We start from the raw sequence: 15,358 nt of genomic DNA on the forward strand, positions 1-15,358 counted from the left end.
TATTATATGAAAACATTAGACGTAACGTTTACACTAACTGACGGCTCCCAAGTAGAAATACAGTCTTTAGAAGATATCGTAGAAGTGCGTCCGTTAGATGACGATGATTATATGGACGCAGAGGTCTTTGAAGTTACCTTGAAAGACGGTAATACCTACGAAGTAGATTATGTAGAGTCAGACGGCAACGCTCGTACTATCTTATGGCAAGCTGTTGACCCGGATTAAATACTTCTGAACATATACGGTTAAACCCTATGGTGATATAAACCATAGGGTTTTTGACTGGGTAGGTTGACATAGGTCGAAATATTTCACTAAGGATCGAAAACTTTCGATAAATAAAACTTATACCTCTAGTAGCTTGACTCGGTGTTGTTACTTTCTGGTAGCCCTAGTTTTTCCTCTAGACTGGCAAGCTGAATCTGGATACTAATATTTGGGTCTGGTATAGTCTCCCTGGCCATCCTGTCTTTTACTAACTGGCTGGCCCATTCCCCCATTTCCTTAAGCATCCTGGCTACCCTGAGATTGTTATCAGCATTAAACTGGGCGGCTAGTGAATCCACAGCCTCTAGAGCGATCGCTAGCAGCCTCTCTTGTCTGTCATCGGTGGTTAAGCCATCTGCTGATACATTGGTGGTCAGCCTGGGGGCTACCGAGGTATCCTGGTAGGTTGCCTGGGGCTTCTGGGGTTTACTGTGCTTTTTATGGCTGTAAATCTGCTGTGGTGTTACATAAACCCCCAGCGTTATCAGGTAATCAACTAATGCGGTTGCTGGTAGCCCCATGCTGACCTTAGCCGCAAAGCTTTGCCTAGCCTCAGCATTCAGCGCACAGATAGGGCAAGTAGTCTTTCTAGCCATTGGTCTTGACCTCCTTAATAGCCTCTACAAGCGCGTCTAGACCGACTAAGAAATCATCAGCTTCTACTGATGCCAAATACTCTAAACATTCACCATAGGCGCGTCTAGTCCCCTGAGTCATCTGACTGACCTTAAGTATTTCTCTGACTACTTCTGAGATTGGTAGTTTAGATTTCTCAGCCAAGCTTGCCAGCCAGTTATAAGTACTTTCCTCAATCCGAAATGATAATGCTTTAGTTTTCATTTTAGTTATCCTATTTACCTGATTTAGTCAAATACATCTTTTATGAGTTTTAGGCGTTTCAGATGATTTTTGTATTTGACATTCTCTTTAGTAGATGGACAAATAAATCAAGTAGGTAAAAACAAATGTCTGGCAACTGGCAACAATATATTGATGAACATTTAGCAACTGTTAAGAAGCTACAGGCTGAACAGGAAGCCGAGCGACAAAAGGCAGCCGATGAGAAGCGCGTCAAGGCTGAGTCAAGAAAAGCAACTATGAAGTTCTTAGGGCAGTTTATCGATACTGCTATCAAGTTCGGAACTCTAACATCTGAACAGGTCAGTATCTATCTGACTAACTACCGACTTGAGTACGGGGATGATGCCTTGGTTGCTAAGTACCTCGCGCTGGTTGTTCAGTTGATTTCCCATCCTCAAACAGGGGTTGAATCAACTACTCATCGCTTTGGTAATGGCGGTTTAATATGGCGTGGTCAGTCCTATAAAAACAGTCGAGAACTTCATGAAGCCCTAGTTACTTTAATGGCTGACTTTGACCCTTTTGATAACAATATTGTTTGGCTAGATTACCTATTGCAAGACTTATTTGAGGATGAAACCAAGCTGGCAGCCGCCCCATTCCTTGATACCTGGCAAACTGAAGTAATGCTGATTAGGAAACTGGTTGAACAGTCTAAAAATGCCATTGAAACCCCCCATATCGACAGCCTGACAACTGATGACCTCTTTATCATCCAGAGTCTAACAGGCGGTTTTTAAAGCGTGTAGTAAGTCATAGTTAACCCCGATGAGTATTTATACTTGCCGGGGTTTTCTTGTGTGGTGATTAGCAATCGGACTCTCATTTATTTAGTACCTAATCTAAATCCTCGGCATGGCATAACTGTTGGATTATGTTGACCCTTGACTCGTCTGTGGCTTCCTGATATTGATAAGTGTTACTATCCGTCTTTGTAATCCAACCAGGGCGCGTACAGTCCGTAACTGCTGACCAGAGAACCCCATACTGCTGATATTTAAATCCTATTTGGCCCTGGGTTGGCTCATCTACTGAGATTAGCTTAGGTTGGCTTAAGGGGGTTATTATTTGCCAGGATGCCCCAGCGATCGCTAGGGTAAATAATCCGATTGTTAACAACTTATCTTTAATACAGGTATTAAAAAAGTCCCATAGGATTTAAGGGTGATTATTAGTACTAGTGTAGCCCTATTGTCCGGTTACTACATGAAAAGCCCCCGGTGGTTATTTAAGGCATACCAGAGGGGCTAGGGGGTTACTGGCTAGCGCTGGGTGATCACTGTTTGCCTTGTGCGTTTTAGAGATGCCTGATTGTTCTCGATGTTCTCTATCTTTGTTCTCAATCAAAAGGTTGGGAACAGGGTTAAACCTATATACAGCAAGGGTTTCAATAAGTTGTTCTCGATGTTCTCGATCTTTCTGTTTTCTAAAGTCGCATAGAAAATAGGGCTTTTCATATTAAATATCTCTCTTTTATAAAAGATAGAGAACAAATATGGATATAACCCTTATCCCGCAAGCATTTAAGGCTGTTCTCTATCTTTTTAGAGGTTGAGAACAAAGCAGTTGAGGTAATCTCTACAACCCTTACCCTATAAAGGGTTTAAGGATGTTCTCTATCTTTGTTCCCAACCCCCTACAATCACCTAAAGATAGAGAACTAATAACCCCCAAGGGAAGCCTTGAGGGTCGGTCTAGATATTAACTATGAGTTACAGGGTTTGCTTAATCTCTAATATTTGCTGTTTAGTCATGTGCTTAATCCCATCCTTAGCTACTTCTGGTTTAGCCCACTGGGTAATAGGGGTACTTAAACCAAACACCCTGGTTTTCTTTTTCTGATACCCTAAACCCTCAAGTAACTTACTAATCTTGGCATCTTGTCTTCCTAGCTTCTGAGCGCCCAGAGGAATACCAAGACCCTCCATAATGTCCGGTAGGGTAAAGCCAATACCCTCGACATTACCCAATGACCCATTGCGGGTAAACTTAGACTCCAATGAAGCTAGTAGTAATACTAAAGTATCTTCATATTGGGACTTTTCCATGAAGTTAATATTCTGAGCCTCTGACTTAATCTCCCATTCTTTAGTAAACCACCAAGGGGTATCTACTTTAATATGCTCTTGGTATTTATGGTAAGCAGTAGCCAAGATGTGCGCTCTATGCTGTCTAAACCAATCTAGGGGGATTGCCTGAGTTACAGGAATAATGGTAAACCTTCTATTCCCTGTGGTATCCTTTAGGATCTCTTCAGAGTTACAAGTACCCCCAAAGGCAATATGTCTAGGTCTTACTGGTATGTCTTCTGTGTGCATAACCCTAAGATGGTCTTCTTCCTTGGTAGCCCAATGCTTTAGACTTTCCACATCAGACTTCCTAGTAATCCCCTCTAGTTCCCCTAGTTCACCTATCCAACCTTTCTGCAATAGTCTGGTTGTTTCAACCGAGGTAACATCCTCTATGGAAACAAAATACTCACCACCGAGCGCCTTAAAAAAGCTAGTTTTAGCTAACCCCTGATCGGACTTCAATACTAAGATGGTATCTAGCTTTCCCCCCGGCTCAACTGCCCTAGCCGCCGCACCTATTAAGAACACTTCAATCATTTTCTGATGTAGGGGATCTTTAGTACCAAATAAAATGAAAGCTAGTTCATCCCACTGGGGAAATGGGGTAAATACTTGCTCATTCCATTTGATAATATCCCCCGCCTTTGTTTCCACAAAGCCGCTATTATCATCTTCTGTGGCTACTTCCTCAAGTTCAACCCATTGAGTGAACTGCTTATGATAGCCATCTAGCATCTCTTTTACTGGGTTGAAACCTACCCTACTTTCAAAGTCTCTCCTCCTAGACTTAAGGAAAGCTTCAGAACCTTTGCGGCTACATACCGCATCCTCAAACCTACACATGATAGAATCCCAGCTAACCGCTTCACCCCCTACTTCATAGGTCTGTTTCCAGCTATTAAACCTAACCCCGGAGTATACCGCCTCAAATAGTTTCCAGAACATCTGGGGCTTATCTTCTGCCCCCTTGATCATCTGTTTAGCCATTTTTCTAGCCCCGCTAACCCTATTCTTGTCTTTAGGATCAGCACATCTGGACATATCCGCACCGGATGGGATATCAGTACCAAGAATGCCAGCTTTCTTTATTATGTTTAACTTAAACTCAGTAGTCCCATCTGAGTCTATATCTATGCCACTATGATCATCATCATCAAAGCTTGACTGAGTATCTGAAAGTGCGCTATCATCTATATAAGACATTTATTTGAATCCTTGGGCATTAGCCCTGTGTTTGTTTGAACTGAATATTGAACTTTAGGGTAACTAGCTGCGAACTGGTTGCCCTATTTGGTTTGTACTGGTTGCACTGGAAAACCCAAGGCAGCTAACCGAATGTATTCTGACTGTGAATAGCCAGCCGCCCTAGCCAGTTCCTTAATCTTTGCCACTTCCTGTTCAGTGGCCCGGAAGTTAACCTTTGATGTTCTAGTCATTTGAGTAAGCCTTATTGTTCTTACTCGTACTTTGTCATGTCCTAAATAGTTACAGTAGAATAAGGGTTTCAGCCTTTGAGGTGGATTTTAGGCTAAAAAGTAACCATTGAACTATCCTATGGTTTTCATAGATTTTTCTCTATGGTTATAGAAGTAGTGATTATGTGATGGGGCAGTATCCCCTGTCTTAATATCTCAGTCTCTTTTTTAAGGAAAGTTCACAAGATACTAAGACAGCCTAAGCCCCCCAGACGTATTAGAAAGTCCCAAAGGGATATCCCGCGTGTTCTGCTAACACCTTTACTTTTTTCTGTAGCTGGTCAATCTGGCTCTGTAAGTCCCTTAACGTGTCCTGGGGTAGCTCTGGGTCTTCTAATGGTAGTCCTGATCCTGCCCCCAGTAAGTCTAGTATCAACTGATGCTTACTGATGCCCTTATCCTGTGACTGTGCTTTAAGCTGTAGATCCAAGTCATCAGGTAATCTCAGGGTCATATTAGCCATAGTAGTATCTGTCTAATCCCTTGGTTGGTATGTCTTAATGATACCACATCTATCTCTTAGCGTCAGCACTTAACTGGCATATTTTAGTAAAAAGTGGCACTAGGGGTTAACCCCTTTATGATTATTCTGGTATTTTTAGATGGGCCTATTTATCGCCCATTAAGTCCTGAGCAATCACCTCAAAAGGCTTTCTTATGCTCAGGACTTAAAGCTACTGTAGTCTTACTCAGTATAGGGGGCATAAACTAAAGAACTACGTTTGTGTGATTTCTTAGGGGTCAAATCGCGCCAAGCCCAATATAAATCTACGTCAAAAGCTGTTCTGTATTTCACATGGAATGAGTCTAAGTGATTGATAGTACCATCCCACTCCACACCGACCTGCTTCATCATTTCGATGAGTTTCTTAACCTGCTTCCATACCACAGGGACATGATATGTGTTAGATGAGTTGATTTCCTCAGTTGCAACTGACTCAGACAGGTTGACCAAAGGAGCATCGACTGGAGCTTGTACTGTTAAGTTAGACATGGTAAGATAGTTCCTAAGATTTAAATCATTTTGATTGCCAGGGGTAGCCGTTAACTGCCTCTGGTATTTGTTTTGGGGGTAAAGCTTACTGTTCGGATAGGTTAGCAGTTGGAAGGATCTTTGCTTTGATGTATGCGTTGAGTGAGATCGTCTGACCTTGGGCGTTACTGTATGCCAACTGAGCTTCTAGTAACCTTTGGTATTCTTCCTCTGTCAGCCTAACCGTTATGTGCTTCATTTACCCTTTCTGAACTTAATACATTCATATTAGTCTATTTAGTCTATGACTACACCAGTAATCCAAAGGATTTTTTTGTGTTTTTGTTACTAATACTACTTAAGTAACCATTGGGCTGTTCCCAACCACCCTAGTTACCTCAGCCGATAGGGATGTCCGGTAACTCTGGGCGGTTAACCATGTGCCCATAGGTTTCTATTACCATACGGCTGTTTTTATGACCTAAAAGGTACGCTACACCTGTAACAGGTATGCCCTGTTCTATGGCATGGCTACCCATAGTATGTCTAGTGGTATAGGGTTTCCTATAGGGTATTTGGCAGTGCTTAAGTACTAACGTCCAATACCGCGATCGGAAGTTATCAGCATCAATAATGCAACCTTCAGGTGTTTTAAAAACCAGACCATCTAGGTCTACTTTGTGAGGCTTAAGAGACATAAGTAAAGATCGAAGATCATCAGGTATTGATAAGTATCTTATATTTCCTGTCTTAGTTTCTTTCCTGATTCTTGTGTACCCGTTGCCACTAGGGTCTTTAGGTAGGGATTCTTTAATGATTATTTCTCCTTTTGAGAAATCTAAATGACTCCAACGTAGCCCGATCGCTTCCGAAGTCCTGACCCCTGTGGCCAGTAGGAATATTACAAAGTCTGTGTAATGTGGAAATAGGTCATTGAATCCTTGGATTATTTGTTTAATCTCTTGGGAGCTAAAGGGCTTAATCTCTTTAGAAGCGCTTTTTCGTAGCTTGATGTTCTCATAGGGGTTAGTTGCTATCAGCCCCTTAGCCAGCCCCCACTTACAGCAAGACCTAATAAGACTCAGGCGATCCTTGTACGTCCGGGCTGATAGCTCAGACTTAGTTAACCAACTGGTATCCGTTAACCCAGGATTAGCCTTGGCAATCATAACCCTAGTCCATCGGTAATGATTAGCTAGGGTGTGTTCTGGTAAGTCTAATGAACCTACCCAGAGATCCCAGAGTTCTAGGAAGGTTTTGGGTTTACTTGGGTCAGCTTTAGGGACTAAATAACTTTTTAGTATGGGGTCAAAATGCCCCGCCTGAATGTCCTTCTCAATGCGGCTGGCGATCGCTTCAGCCAGCCCTAAAATATGCCCTGTATGCTCACTAGCGTTCATTGAGTAAGTCTTCAATGTGTTATACGCTACTTAGAATATCTTATATTTATCAAAAATGTAATAGTATTTATTGACTAAAAAGGTTATTGGGTCAGCACTATGGGTGAACCTAATCATTATGATAATACTTAAAATATTTTACTCATTAGTATATAAAAATACTAAAATATAATACTAATAACCCTCTAGAAATACTAGAGGGTATTCAGCTACTTAAGATGAACAAAGGGGGTTAAAAAAGTATTTTAGGTAAATCTGGACGGTTAACCAGATGACCATAAGTTTGCATAACCATTCGGGTGTCTTTATGCCCTAGTAAATATGCCACCCCAGTAACCGGGGTTCCTTGATCTATGGCATGACTAGCAGTAGTATGCCGAGTTGTATAGGGTCTTCGGTAATCTATGCCGACTTTAGTTAGTACCTTAACCCAGTACCTCTCTCGGAAGTTACCATCATCTATCGTTTTTCCTTGAACCGTAGTAAATACTAAGGAATCTTGGTCAGGTTTAGGAGGTTTGATTGACCACAAGAATAACCGTAGTTCCTCAGTCATTGCCAGATGCCTACTATTACCTGTTTTAGTCTCCTTTCTAACCCTCTGATAACCATTACCAGCCCAGTCTCTAGAGAGACTTTCTTGAATGGTTACAAACCCTTGGTCAAAGTCCACATGACACCAACGTAACCCAATAGCTTCAGATGTCCTAACACCTGTAGCCAGTAAAAACTTAACAAAAGGCGCGTAGTGCATAGCTGACTCTTCAAAGCCCCGGATAATCACTTTAATCTCTCTGGAAGTAAAGGGCTTGAGCGGCTTGGTATACACCCTACGGGTTTTTAGCTCGTCATAAGGGTTACTAGTTACCAGGGTTTTTGATACAGCCCAGCGATAGCACCTTTTCAAATACCCTAAGCGTTGATTAAAAGTCGATGCTGCTAAGTCGGACTGGGTTAACCATGTGGTGTCTATCAAGTCTGGGTTAGCCTTAACTATCTGTTGTCTAATAGCTTTGTAGTGATGTTCTCTGGTAGCAACAGGAAGGTTAAGAGAAGTTACCCAGTAGTCCCATAAGCTTAATAGGGATTTAGGACTTTGATGTTGAATATCAGCGTTAGCTACCCTCGGCTTAGGGGCTAATCGGTAGCGGTCTAATGTCGGATCAAAGTTTCTGGCTAAGATATCATTTTGAATCTGTGTAGCGATCGCTTGGGCTATATCTAAGTCTCTCTTGTTATCAAATCTACCACCGGGGACAGGATTAAAACCATAACGCTTACCGTTAACACTGAATCTTAACTGGATACTTCCTTGATTATTCCGAGATGGTTCTATTTTTCTCATCTGCCTTAAACTTGACTTAAGCTTTGCGTTTAAGGCTTCTTAAGTCTTATCTAAGCTACATCATCAGCCGTTAGGCTACACCCTTGGTAAGGGTGAGGTCACGAGTTCAATCCTCGTCACGGGCTTTTTAGATTGATGAAATAATCAACGTAAAAGCAAGGGCTTCAGGCTTTTGAAGGAATTCAAATGTTGAAAAGCTAATTATCTTACTTGTATTTGTGACTATTTTGACTATGATTTTGACTATCAGGTTAGAATTTGGGATATCCAGCTTGTTTTTTTGGCTATGATTTGGCTATGATTTTGTAGGCTCAGTATAAGCCACAGAAATATTTATCTTAGTCTTCAACAACACCCTTTTTTCACTCTCTCCTCTAAAGTCCTTGGATCTGATTACGAATTTCATTATCAATTTGTGATTCCTGAATTACTGAAAAGTCATCCGAATCGTCATGTAATCCGTGAGAAGCGATAAATCTACTCCCATCTTCTACCTCAAACAGTAATCCAATTTCATTTGCAATATCTGCGTATAGTGCGCTGCTGTAGCTTCTTTTTAAAATAGTTATATTTGATATACGTTGTCCTACAAACCTAGCCCAAAAATTATTACTGTATACTGCATCTCTTGCATCTACTGGATAAAGTTCCTTATCTTCTTCAGCTAGTTCTTCACTTGTTTCAGCAGCCTCGTTTTTCTCAACCCAGATAATAACTGAGTTTTTTGATGGTTGACTTCCATATCCAATAACTAGCCCTGAGTCAAAGCTCATGATAAGACAGCCGGCTGTCAGTGAAAAAACTTCTTTTGCTTCAATGCCGTATTCCAGAACCGCCTTATCAGGTGGCTCCCAACTATATCTAGTCAAATTCAGTATCGCAAGTCCCTTAAGAGAGTCTAAAACATCACTCCGATTAGATGGAATATCTGATGTATATAAAAAAGTTTTCATTTATTTAGTTTTTTTGAGCAGACTCAAGAAGTTTCAATCTTCGTCATGGATTGTTAACTGTCCTTCCACTTTTCCATAAGCTTTCTTCACCCAATACCCTCTAGGTGGCTTTTCTATTCCATAAGCCTTACACCACTTTTCTACAGCTTTATCAGACACGCCAAAATCTCTCCCAATTTGTGCAGTTGGCTTTTCCCAAATTAGTTTTCCTAGTTCTTCTTTCGATGGTCTTTCTACTTTTCTGGTATGAATTCTAGAGTCTGGGTTAACCTTTCTGGTTGTTAAATCAACGCCAAAGTCCTTGTAGGTTCGCTTAGATGCTGCTTCAGTTAAGTCTGTAAAATCTTCCCACCAGTAAAACGGTGTAGCTGAATTAGGTATCTGGGTAGTTATGTAGCAACCATTAAAGTTAATTGATGGATAAACAACTTTATCTATATCAGGCAGATAAACAGTATAAAAGTCAAAGTCATTTACTTTATACTTCTTCTGATGAGTACCATTTTTATCTACCCAAATAGTTTTATTGACTACTCTATTATCTCCCGCGTATTTAGCTTGTATTTTGTAAAATTTATCGTCTTTGTAGGCAACAAAATCAAAAGATAAATGCTCACAAACAAATGGTGTGAGAATTAAGTATCCTTTTAAAGTTAGATCGGCGATCGCTTTCGTAGCAGCAATATCGCCTTTGTTCTTGGTATGATGCAGCAATAACGAACCTCAAACTCGGAAATCATCATATCACTTCACGGTGCTTGAAGGTTCATATTGAGTTAAAACGAGCGCGGCAGGGTTCGAACCTGCGGCCGATTGCTTAGAAGGCAATTGCTCTATCCACTGAGCTACGCGCCCAAAACAAAATAATGGCTCCCAAAAGAGTCATCTTAACTATTATATCGTTTCGACGTAACAAGAAGCAATCGAAAATTGCAGATTTACCACTAGCAAGGCTAAGATGCTAGTCGCTAGTTAGTGCAATCTACACTGAAAACGAAACAGATGGGGTATTGGTTTAGATATATTGTGTTGTCAAGGGGTTATTTGCCCGTTAGCGCTAACGTCCTCTGGGCGGCTACCTTCGGGAAGAATCTGGCGATCGCGAGGCTCATTCCTACAGTATGCTAGGTAATTTCAGCCTTGGCGATACTGCCAAATGCCATTATATATTCCATATTAAGAGTGCCCCTGTGAGGAGTTATTTGCTAGTGCCATGTTTATTCTCAAACGGCAGGATGTTGAAATATCAAGCATTCAGCACCCAAAAAAGGATCAGCAGGTGCCGATTCTTAGTTATCAAGGGCAGACTTTCCGCTTGATTAGTGTTTTCAAAGCTAGTCAAGAGGAAGAAGCTAGAGCCTTATGGAGAGAATTAACGGATAACCGAGGTAAAGCCTGTGTTTTGCTGGAGGAACCAGAACGCTTTAGTGTTTGGGGTAAAATCCGTTTAGAGCAACTAGATAGTGACACAGGTAATCATGGCAAAACGGCGATTTTAATCCAAGCCGGTATTTTGCTGTTGCAGGGTGTTTCTATCGACATTGAAGAGTTTTTAGGTGCTAGACAAGCTGCATTATTTGAAAAAGATATTGCGGAGGTGTTCAAGCAAAAACAATTTCCCCAAGCATCTTCTTTAGAAGCAGTGAAATATCTGGTATCTACTAATCCTTTGCCAACAGCCAAAATACCTGATTGGCAAGAAAATCATGTAGTTATCCTGTTACAAGAACTGCATAGATTAGGAAAAGCCTATTTTGGCAATGCTAATTTTACCAAACAAGTAATTTATAAGCTAGAAGATATGCCAGAAGCCGAGCGATCGCTGTTTATCACTTGGCTAAATCAATCGCCACTGGGTAAACTATGGCAGTAGCAGGGAAATTTTTTCACAAAATTCCTGCCACTGGCACTTGCTTTTGGTGTCCGATTGTGTATTACCTGATAGACACACTGCTAGATATACAGTCCTTTAACTCAAAATACTGCCAGAGTGCATCTACATAGTCAAGTCCTATGAGTAACTCTTACGAGAATTCGTTCCTTTCTAAATCAATTTTCACTACTCAGAACATTGTCTTAGCTAATATTGGCTGGGCCGTACTGGCACTGCTATACTTTTTGTTATTTAGTGCCAAAGTTCCTGGAGCCGATGGCATAGAAAGCCGAGCCGAGTGGTATGTGATTGGCACAAATATTTTTGAAGCTTTAGCTTATTTGGGTGCCAGTATCTTATGCTTGAGGAACTGGCTGAGTCCGCAAATCGTCAGTGGCCGGAATGTTTGGCTCTTAATTGGGCTAGGTATGCTTTCTTATTTCGTTGGAGGGATAATTTTCGGCTATACCGAAATAGTTTTAAAAGATGAACCGGATGTGTCTGTGGGCGATATATTTTTTGTACTGACTTATCTATTACTTGGCGCAGGCATGATTTTAGCTGTGGCTTCCAGGCGAATCAATCTGGAAAAATGGCAGTGGCTAATTGTATTAGCAATTGCAGTGTTCGGTAGTTTGTTGGCATGGTGGATTTCTATGCAACAAGAAACACCCTCAGAACTGCTAGTCGCTATTTTGAATTGGTTTTACGTAGTTAGCGATGTAGTTTTGTTAATTATTGCTACCACTCTGCTACTAGCCTTTTGGGGGGGAAGAGTTTCCCAGTCTTGGCGAATGATTGCAGCGGCGGCCTTTTCGCTCTACATTGCAGATATGTGGTTTAAATATGCCCAAGGCCCCAATTATCAAAGTGGAGAAATATTAGAAGTGTTTTGGGTGTTTAGTGGAGTGTTATTTGGTATGGGCGCTGCCTTAGAATATGACGCATCACTAAGACGAACGCGGCGTACCAGCGGACGTAAACGAGCTTAGTAAAGATTTTTGGTATCTACCGTGAGAAAACTAACAGACTCTGACAAGCAAGAAATTCTTAAGTTATATCGAGAGACTGCTGAAACAACCTCAACTTTGGCAGACCGCTATGGTGTGAGTAATTCGACAATTAGTCGCCTGCTCAAAAGCACTTTGCCAGAAGATGAGTATGAATACTTAGTCTCCTTAAAGCGGGCTGCGAGAACTCCTGAAGGAAGGGCACAGGTGAGCTACGAGCAGTTACCACTGCTGAGTCAACCAGAACCAGAGCCGGAGATAGAAGTTCCACCCATCGAAAGCCAACCCTTGGAAGTGCCAAAGGTTGAGCCACTACCACGTAAGATAATTCGTGTAGAGCAGGAAGTGTACTCAGAGGAAACGGCGGAGTCAATCGCCGCTAGTAGACGGGTGCGGCGACGCCCTTCGGCTGCGGAAAAACCGAAACTCCGAGTCACAGCAGATAAATTAGAAACTCCAGAGCCAAAGCCGCCGGAAATAGTCAGCATCCCCATCCCACCCCTAAAGAATGAACATCCAGGAGCGGCTGTTATCGCGCACATGCTGGGCGAAGATTTGCTCGACGAATCCGAAGATTTGGATGATTTAGATGATGATGATTTAGAGGATGACGACTTTGAGGAAGAAGACTTTGATGATGATGACCTGGATGAGCAAAGACCTTTAGTTACAAGAAGAAGACCAGGTGAAGCATCAGTTGAAGTTTTACCACTGTCGATAGCCAATTTGCCCAAAACTTGCTATTTGGTAATTGACCGTTCCTCAGAATTAATTACCCGTCCTCTGAAAGACTTTGGTGATTTGGGACAAATTCCCAGCCTGGAAACCCAGCAAAGAACTCTGCCGGTGTTTGATAACCATCGCGTCGCCAAGCGTTTTTCTACTAAACGCGATCGCGTGATTAAAGTTCCTGATAGTAAAATGCTGCATAAGGCTCGGACTCATCTCCAAGCTAAGGGCATTACACGACTGCTAATTGATGGTCAGGTCTATTCTTTGTCTACGGTTTAAGAGTTAGAAGTTAGGAGTTAGGAGTTAGGAGTTTAGAGTTTCATAATTCTTAACTCTTAACTTTTAACTCCTAACCTAAGTGTAGACAGCCCTTGCAAAACGCTCTGCTAAGTAAATAATGTCCTGTCTACGAGCAATTTGGTTCATCCATTGTTTAGGAATATTTTCCACGCCATAGTAAATTCCCGCTAACCCACCGGTGACAGCAGCAGTAGTATCGGTATCTCCACCTAAGTTGACAGCTTTTAACACCGCTTCAGAATAAGACGAACTATTTAACAAGCACCACAGGGATGATTCTAAGGTATCAATCACATAGCCACTAGAATTAATCTCTTCCACTGGTACCTTGGCAATCTCACCACTGAAAATTCTGCCAAAATGCGGCTTCTCTAATAAAAATTCTCGGACAGAATAAATTGTTTGGATATCTTGCAATCCTTGTAGATAAGCTGTTTGCGGGTCAGCCCCTTCCAAGAGCGCCACTGCAATACTAATATAAATGCCACAGGCCATTTGCGATCGCGCATGAGCATGAGTAATTGCCGAAACATCATGCACCCGCGCCAGCAATTCGGCTAAAGTTAAGCTTCTGTGACAATAAGCCATCGGCAAGATTCTCATTAAAGAACCATTGCCATTAGTATTTTCAACCTTACCACCGGCCTGATGGGGAACAACTCCCTGTTTCAGGCGCATAATTGCTGTGTGGGTAGTTTGACCAATATCAAAGACATCGCCACGGGGAGTCCAGTAAGCCTCCTTATACCAGCGCCAGAAGGAATTGGCTATCGCATCCAACGAATACCCCCGACAAAGGCATTCTGCCAAGCAAAAGCTTAAGGAACTGTCATCTGACCAAGTTCCTGGTGGTTGATTCCATGTGCCATAACCTTGCATCGTTGTCACTGGAGATTTTACTCGTTCAGCACGGCTAGTAAACTCCACCGGCACACCCAACGCATCACCGACACATAAACCCATCAAACCAGATAACGTTTTTGTAACGGTTAGCATTATTCAATCTCCACAAGAATTGCTCAAAATTAACTTTATAGATTCCCTCTATAGCTTGTTGCAACAGATGTTACAGCCTACTTCATCATCTGTGAAAAGGTAGGCAAAAATTATTAATCGGGTATTTTATTTACCATATCCCGACTTATTTTTAGTTCCAAATATTGTGACAGTTTTAAAAGCGTCTATTGGGGGAACAAACAGACAGAATGTAAAGACATTGAGATGTAATTATAACAGCTTATTTATCAATTTAAGGGATAGTTATCCTGTAAGCGTTATACATTAACCACAACAATTTTTTAATAAAAATTGGGAATCATTTGGAACATTATCACTTTATTTTCGACCTGGAATATACAAGTAAAAAATACAAATTTAGGTAAAAATTATGAAACGCTTACTCAAGTCTTTCGTGACAATTTCTGCATTGTCTTCCTTAATAGTTGCTCCTTTTGTTCTATCAGCTGGTCAAGCTTCTGCTGAAACTAAAAAGGGTACTGATGCTAGCTATGTTGGTGCTGGTGTTGCCGCTGGCGTTACCAGTGGCGGACAAGGTATCAACGATGATGCCACATTTGGTGGTAATGTTACAGGTCGCGTGAAATTAGGAACTACGCCATTTTCTGCACGCGGTAATGTCCTCTGGAGTGATAAAACAAGTGCCATTATCCCAGAAGTTTCTGTGGATGTGCCTATCGCTAATAGAACTAATGCTTATTTAACTGGTGGTTATTCTTTTGTAGAGAAAGATGGCTCACCAACTCCTATAGGTAACAAAGATTCAGTAGTGGTAGGTGCTGGTGTTGAATCGGAAGTTGCTAATAACTTCCTCGTCTACACTAACGCTAAAGTAGGACTTGGTGCCTACCAAAATAGTGATGCTTCTGCTGTTACCATCAACGGTGGTCTTGGCTATCGCTTCAAATAAAAAATTATTGAGTCCTCAGTCAGTTTATACTTTACTTAGTACTTAGGACTCAGCACTTCTTCACTCACTACTCCAAAAAGCTGGTTTTGTTAAGTATTACATCACTGACAAAGCCAGCTTTTGCCGTGATAAAATTAAAATATTCCTCATTATTCCGGCCGGATTAC

18 protein-coding genes and 1 tRNA gene are annotated in these 15,358 nt (G+C 41.5%); 6 read left to right on the plus strand and 13 right to left on the minus strand.

Annotated features, from left to right (window positions below; all coding sequences use genetic code 11):
- Positions 1-6: 6 nt before the first annotated feature.
- The gene (locus tag RMY64_RS10640) at positions 7-228 is read left to right on the plus strand and encodes a hypothetical protein (RefSeq protein WP_322700004.1); all 222 of its coding nucleotides are present in this window, start codon (positions 7-9) and stop codon (positions 226-228) included.
- A 128-nt stretch (positions 229-356) separates the two neighbouring features.
- Here RMY64_RS10640 and RMY64_RS10645 read toward each other — a convergent pair whose 3' ends face one another.
- Both RMY64_RS10645 and RMY64_RS10650 read right to left on the minus strand, forming a co-directional pair.
- Positions 357-866: a hypothetical protein gene (locus RMY64_RS10645; protein ID WP_322700005.1), complete on the minus strand. Its 510-nt coding sequence runs from the start codon at positions 864-866 to the stop codon at positions 357-359.
- Complete coding sequence (locus RMY64_RS10650) at positions 859-1,110, minus strand: hypothetical protein (protein ID WP_322700006.1); 252 nt, start codon at positions 1,108-1,110, stop codon at positions 859-861. Before RMY64_RS10650 ends, RMY64_RS10645 begins: the two co-directional genes overlap by 8 nt.
- Positions 1,111-1,235: 125 nt before the next feature.
- Between RMY64_RS10650 and RMY64_RS10655 the strand changes: the two genes are divergently transcribed.
- Entirely contained in the window at positions 1,236-1,871 is a 636-nt protein-coding gene (locus RMY64_RS10655; RefSeq protein ID WP_322700007.1) for a hypothetical protein, read from the plus strand.
- Positions 1,872-2,843: 972 nt separating this feature from the next.
- On the opposite strand, the gene RMY64_RS10660 is transcribed toward RMY64_RS10655, so the two are convergent.
- The 10 genes from RMY64_RS10660 to RMY64_RS10705 form a co-directional block, all read right to left on the minus strand.
- On the minus strand, positions 2,844-4,406 hold the full coding sequence (locus RMY64_RS10660; protein ID WP_322700008.1) for a VapE domain-containing protein: 1,563 nt from the start codon (positions 4,404-4,406) through the stop codon (positions 2,844-2,846).
- Between the two features lie 83 nt (positions 4,407-4,489).
- Positions 4,490-4,639 carry a plasmid mobilization protein gene (locus RMY64_RS10665; RefSeq protein WP_322700009.1) on the minus strand — a complete coding sequence of 50 codons (150 nt, stop codon included), beginning with the start codon at positions 4,637-4,639 and terminating at the stop codon, positions 4,490-4,492.
- Between the two features lie 256 nt (positions 4,640-4,895).
- Positions 4,896-5,141, minus strand: a complete 246-nt coding sequence (locus RMY64_RS10670; RefSeq protein ID WP_322700010.1) for a CopG family transcriptional regulator — start codon at positions 5,139-5,141, stop codon at positions 4,896-4,898.
- Between the two features lie 222 nt (positions 5,142-5,363).
- Positions 5,364-5,672, minus strand: coding sequence for a hypothetical protein (locus tag RMY64_RS10675; protein ID WP_322700011.1), 309 nt, complete (start codon positions 5,670-5,672; stop codon positions 5,364-5,366).
- A gap of 85 nt (positions 5,673-5,757) precedes the next feature.
- Entirely contained in the window at positions 5,758-5,910 is a 153-nt protein-coding gene (locus RMY64_RS10680) for a hypothetical protein (protein ID WP_322700012.1), read from the minus strand.
- Positions 5,911-6,049: 139 nt separating this feature from the next.
- Positions 6,050-7,051: a site-specific integrase gene (locus RMY64_RS10685; RefSeq protein WP_322700013.1), complete on the minus strand. Its 1,002-nt coding sequence runs from the start codon at positions 7,049-7,051 to the stop codon at positions 6,050-6,052.
- Positions 7,052-7,283: 232 nt separating this feature from the next.
- Positions 7,284-8,396 (minus strand): site-specific integrase, encoded by a 1,113-nt coding sequence (locus RMY64_RS10690; RefSeq protein ID WP_322700014.1) that lies wholly within the window; start codon positions 8,394-8,396, stop codon positions 7,284-7,286.
- A gap of 374 nt (positions 8,397-8,770) precedes the next feature.
- Positions 8,771-9,349 carry a hypothetical protein gene (locus tag RMY64_RS10695; protein ID WP_322669650.1) on the minus strand — a complete coding sequence of 193 codons (579 nt, stop codon included), beginning with the start codon at positions 9,347-9,349 and terminating at the stop codon, positions 8,771-8,773.
- Positions 9,350-9,382: 33 nt separating this feature from the next.
- Positions 9,383-10,063, minus strand: coding sequence for a group I intron-associated PD-(D/E)XK endonuclease (locus tag RMY64_RS10700; protein ID WP_322669651.1), 681 nt, complete (start codon positions 10,061-10,063; stop codon positions 9,383-9,385).
- 68 nt (positions 10,064-10,131) lie between these two features.
- Positions 10,132-10,204 (minus strand) — tRNA-Arg (locus RMY64_RS10705).
- A gap of 358 nt (positions 10,205-10,562) precedes the next feature.
- Between RMY64_RS10705 and RMY64_RS10710 the strand changes: the two genes are divergently transcribed.
- The 3 genes from RMY64_RS10710 to RMY64_RS10720 all read left to right on the plus strand — a co-directional run bounded on the left by RMY64_RS10710 (position 10,563) and on the right by RMY64_RS10720 (position 13,243).
- Complete coding sequence (locus RMY64_RS10710) at positions 10,563-11,222, plus strand: Npun_F0813 family protein (RefSeq protein WP_322669652.1); 660 nt, start codon at positions 10,563-10,565, stop codon at positions 11,220-11,222.
- 140 nt (positions 11,223-11,362) lie between these two features.
- Positions 11,363-12,214 (plus strand): hypothetical protein, encoded by an 852-nt coding sequence (locus RMY64_RS10715; protein WP_322669653.1) that lies wholly within the window; start codon positions 11,363-11,365, stop codon positions 12,212-12,214.
- Between the two features lie 21 nt (positions 12,215-12,235).
- Positions 12,236-13,243, plus strand: a complete 1,008-nt coding sequence (locus RMY64_RS10720; protein WP_322669654.1) for a transposase — start codon at positions 12,236-12,238, stop codon at positions 13,241-13,243.
- 75 nt (positions 13,244-13,318) lie between these two features.
- Here the strand turns inward: RMY64_RS10720 and RMY64_RS10725 are convergent, their stop codons facing one another.
- Positions 13,319-14,260 carry an ADP-ribosylglycohydrolase family protein gene (locus RMY64_RS10725; protein WP_322669655.1) on the minus strand — a complete coding sequence of 314 codons (942 nt, stop codon included), beginning with the start codon at positions 14,258-14,260 and terminating at the stop codon, positions 13,319-13,321.
- A 391-nt stretch (positions 14,261-14,651) separates the two neighbouring features.
- On the opposite strand from RMY64_RS10725, the gene RMY64_RS10730 reads away from it, so the two are divergent.
- A complete protein-coding gene (locus RMY64_RS10730; protein WP_322669656.1) occupies positions 14,652-15,191 on the plus strand; it encodes an outer membrane beta-barrel protein in 540 nt (179 codons plus the stop codon).
- Positions 15,192-15,358: the final 167 nt, after the last annotated feature.

This window comes from Nostoc sp. DedQUE08 (assembly GCF_034530895.1).
Lineage (GTDB): Bacteria > Cyanobacteriota > Cyanobacteriia > Cyanobacteriales > Nostocaceae > Nostoc.

Bases quoted from the DNA above. Each gene is read 5' to 3' on its own strand.
- RMY64_RS10640 (WP_322700004.1), top strand. From the start codon at position 7: ATGAAAACATTAGACGTAACGTTTACACTAACTGACGGCTCCCAAGTA.
- RMY64_RS10730 (WP_322669656.1), top strand. From the start codon at position 14,652: ATGAAACGCTTACTCAAGTCTTTCGTGACAATTTCTGCATTGTCTTCC.
- RMY64_RS10680 (WP_322700012.1), bottom strand. From the start codon at position 5,910: ATGAAGCACATAACGGTTAGGCTGACAGAGGAAGAATACCAAAGGTTA.
- RMY64_RS10670 (WP_322700010.1), bottom strand. From the start codon at position 5,141: ATGGCTAATATGACCCTGAGATTACCTGATGACTTGGATCTACAGCTT.
- RMY64_RS10660 (WP_322700008.1), bottom strand. From the start codon at position 4,406: ATGTCTTATATAGATGATAGCGCACTTTCAGATACTCAGTCAAGCTTT.
- RMY64_RS10710 (WP_322669652.1), top strand. From the start codon at position 10,563: ATGTTTATTCTCAAACGGCAGGATGTTGAAATATCAAGCATTCAGCAC.
- RMY64_RS10685 (WP_322700013.1), bottom strand. From the start codon at position 7,051: ATGAACGCTAGTGAGCATACAGGGCATATTTTAGGGCTGGCTGAAGCG.
- RMY64_RS10665 (WP_322700009.1), bottom strand. From the start codon at position 4,639: ATGACTAGAACATCAAAGGTTAACTTCCGGGCCACTGAACAGGAAGTG.
- RMY64_RS10690 (WP_322700014.1), bottom strand. From the start codon at position 8,396: ATGAGAAAAATAGAACCATCTCGGAATAATCAAGGAAGTATCCAGTTA.
- RMY64_RS10715 (WP_322669653.1), top strand. From the start codon at position 11,363: ATGAGTAACTCTTACGAGAATTCGTTCCTTTCTAAATCAATTTTCACT.
- RMY64_RS10645 (WP_322700005.1), bottom strand. From the start codon at position 866: ATGGCTAGAAAGACTACTTGCCCTATCTGTGCGCTGAATGCTGAGGCT.
- RMY64_RS10725 (WP_322669655.1), bottom strand. From the start codon at position 14,260: ATGCTAACCGTTACAAAAACGTTATCTGGTTTGATGGGTTTATGTGTC.
- RMY64_RS10675 (WP_322700011.1), bottom strand. From the start codon at position 5,672: ATGTCTAACTTAACAGTACAAGCTCCAGTCGATGCTCCTTTGGTCAAC.
- RMY64_RS10695 (WP_322669650.1), bottom strand. From the start codon at position 9,349: ATGAAAACTTTTTTATATACATCAGATATTCCATCTAATCGGAGTGAT.
- RMY64_RS10650 (WP_322700006.1), bottom strand. From the start codon at position 1,110: ATGAAAACTAAAGCATTATCATTTCGGATTGAGGAAAGTACTTATAAC.
- RMY64_RS10655 (WP_322700007.1), top strand. From the start codon at position 1,236: ATGTCTGGCAACTGGCAACAATATATTGATGAACATTTAGCAACTGTT.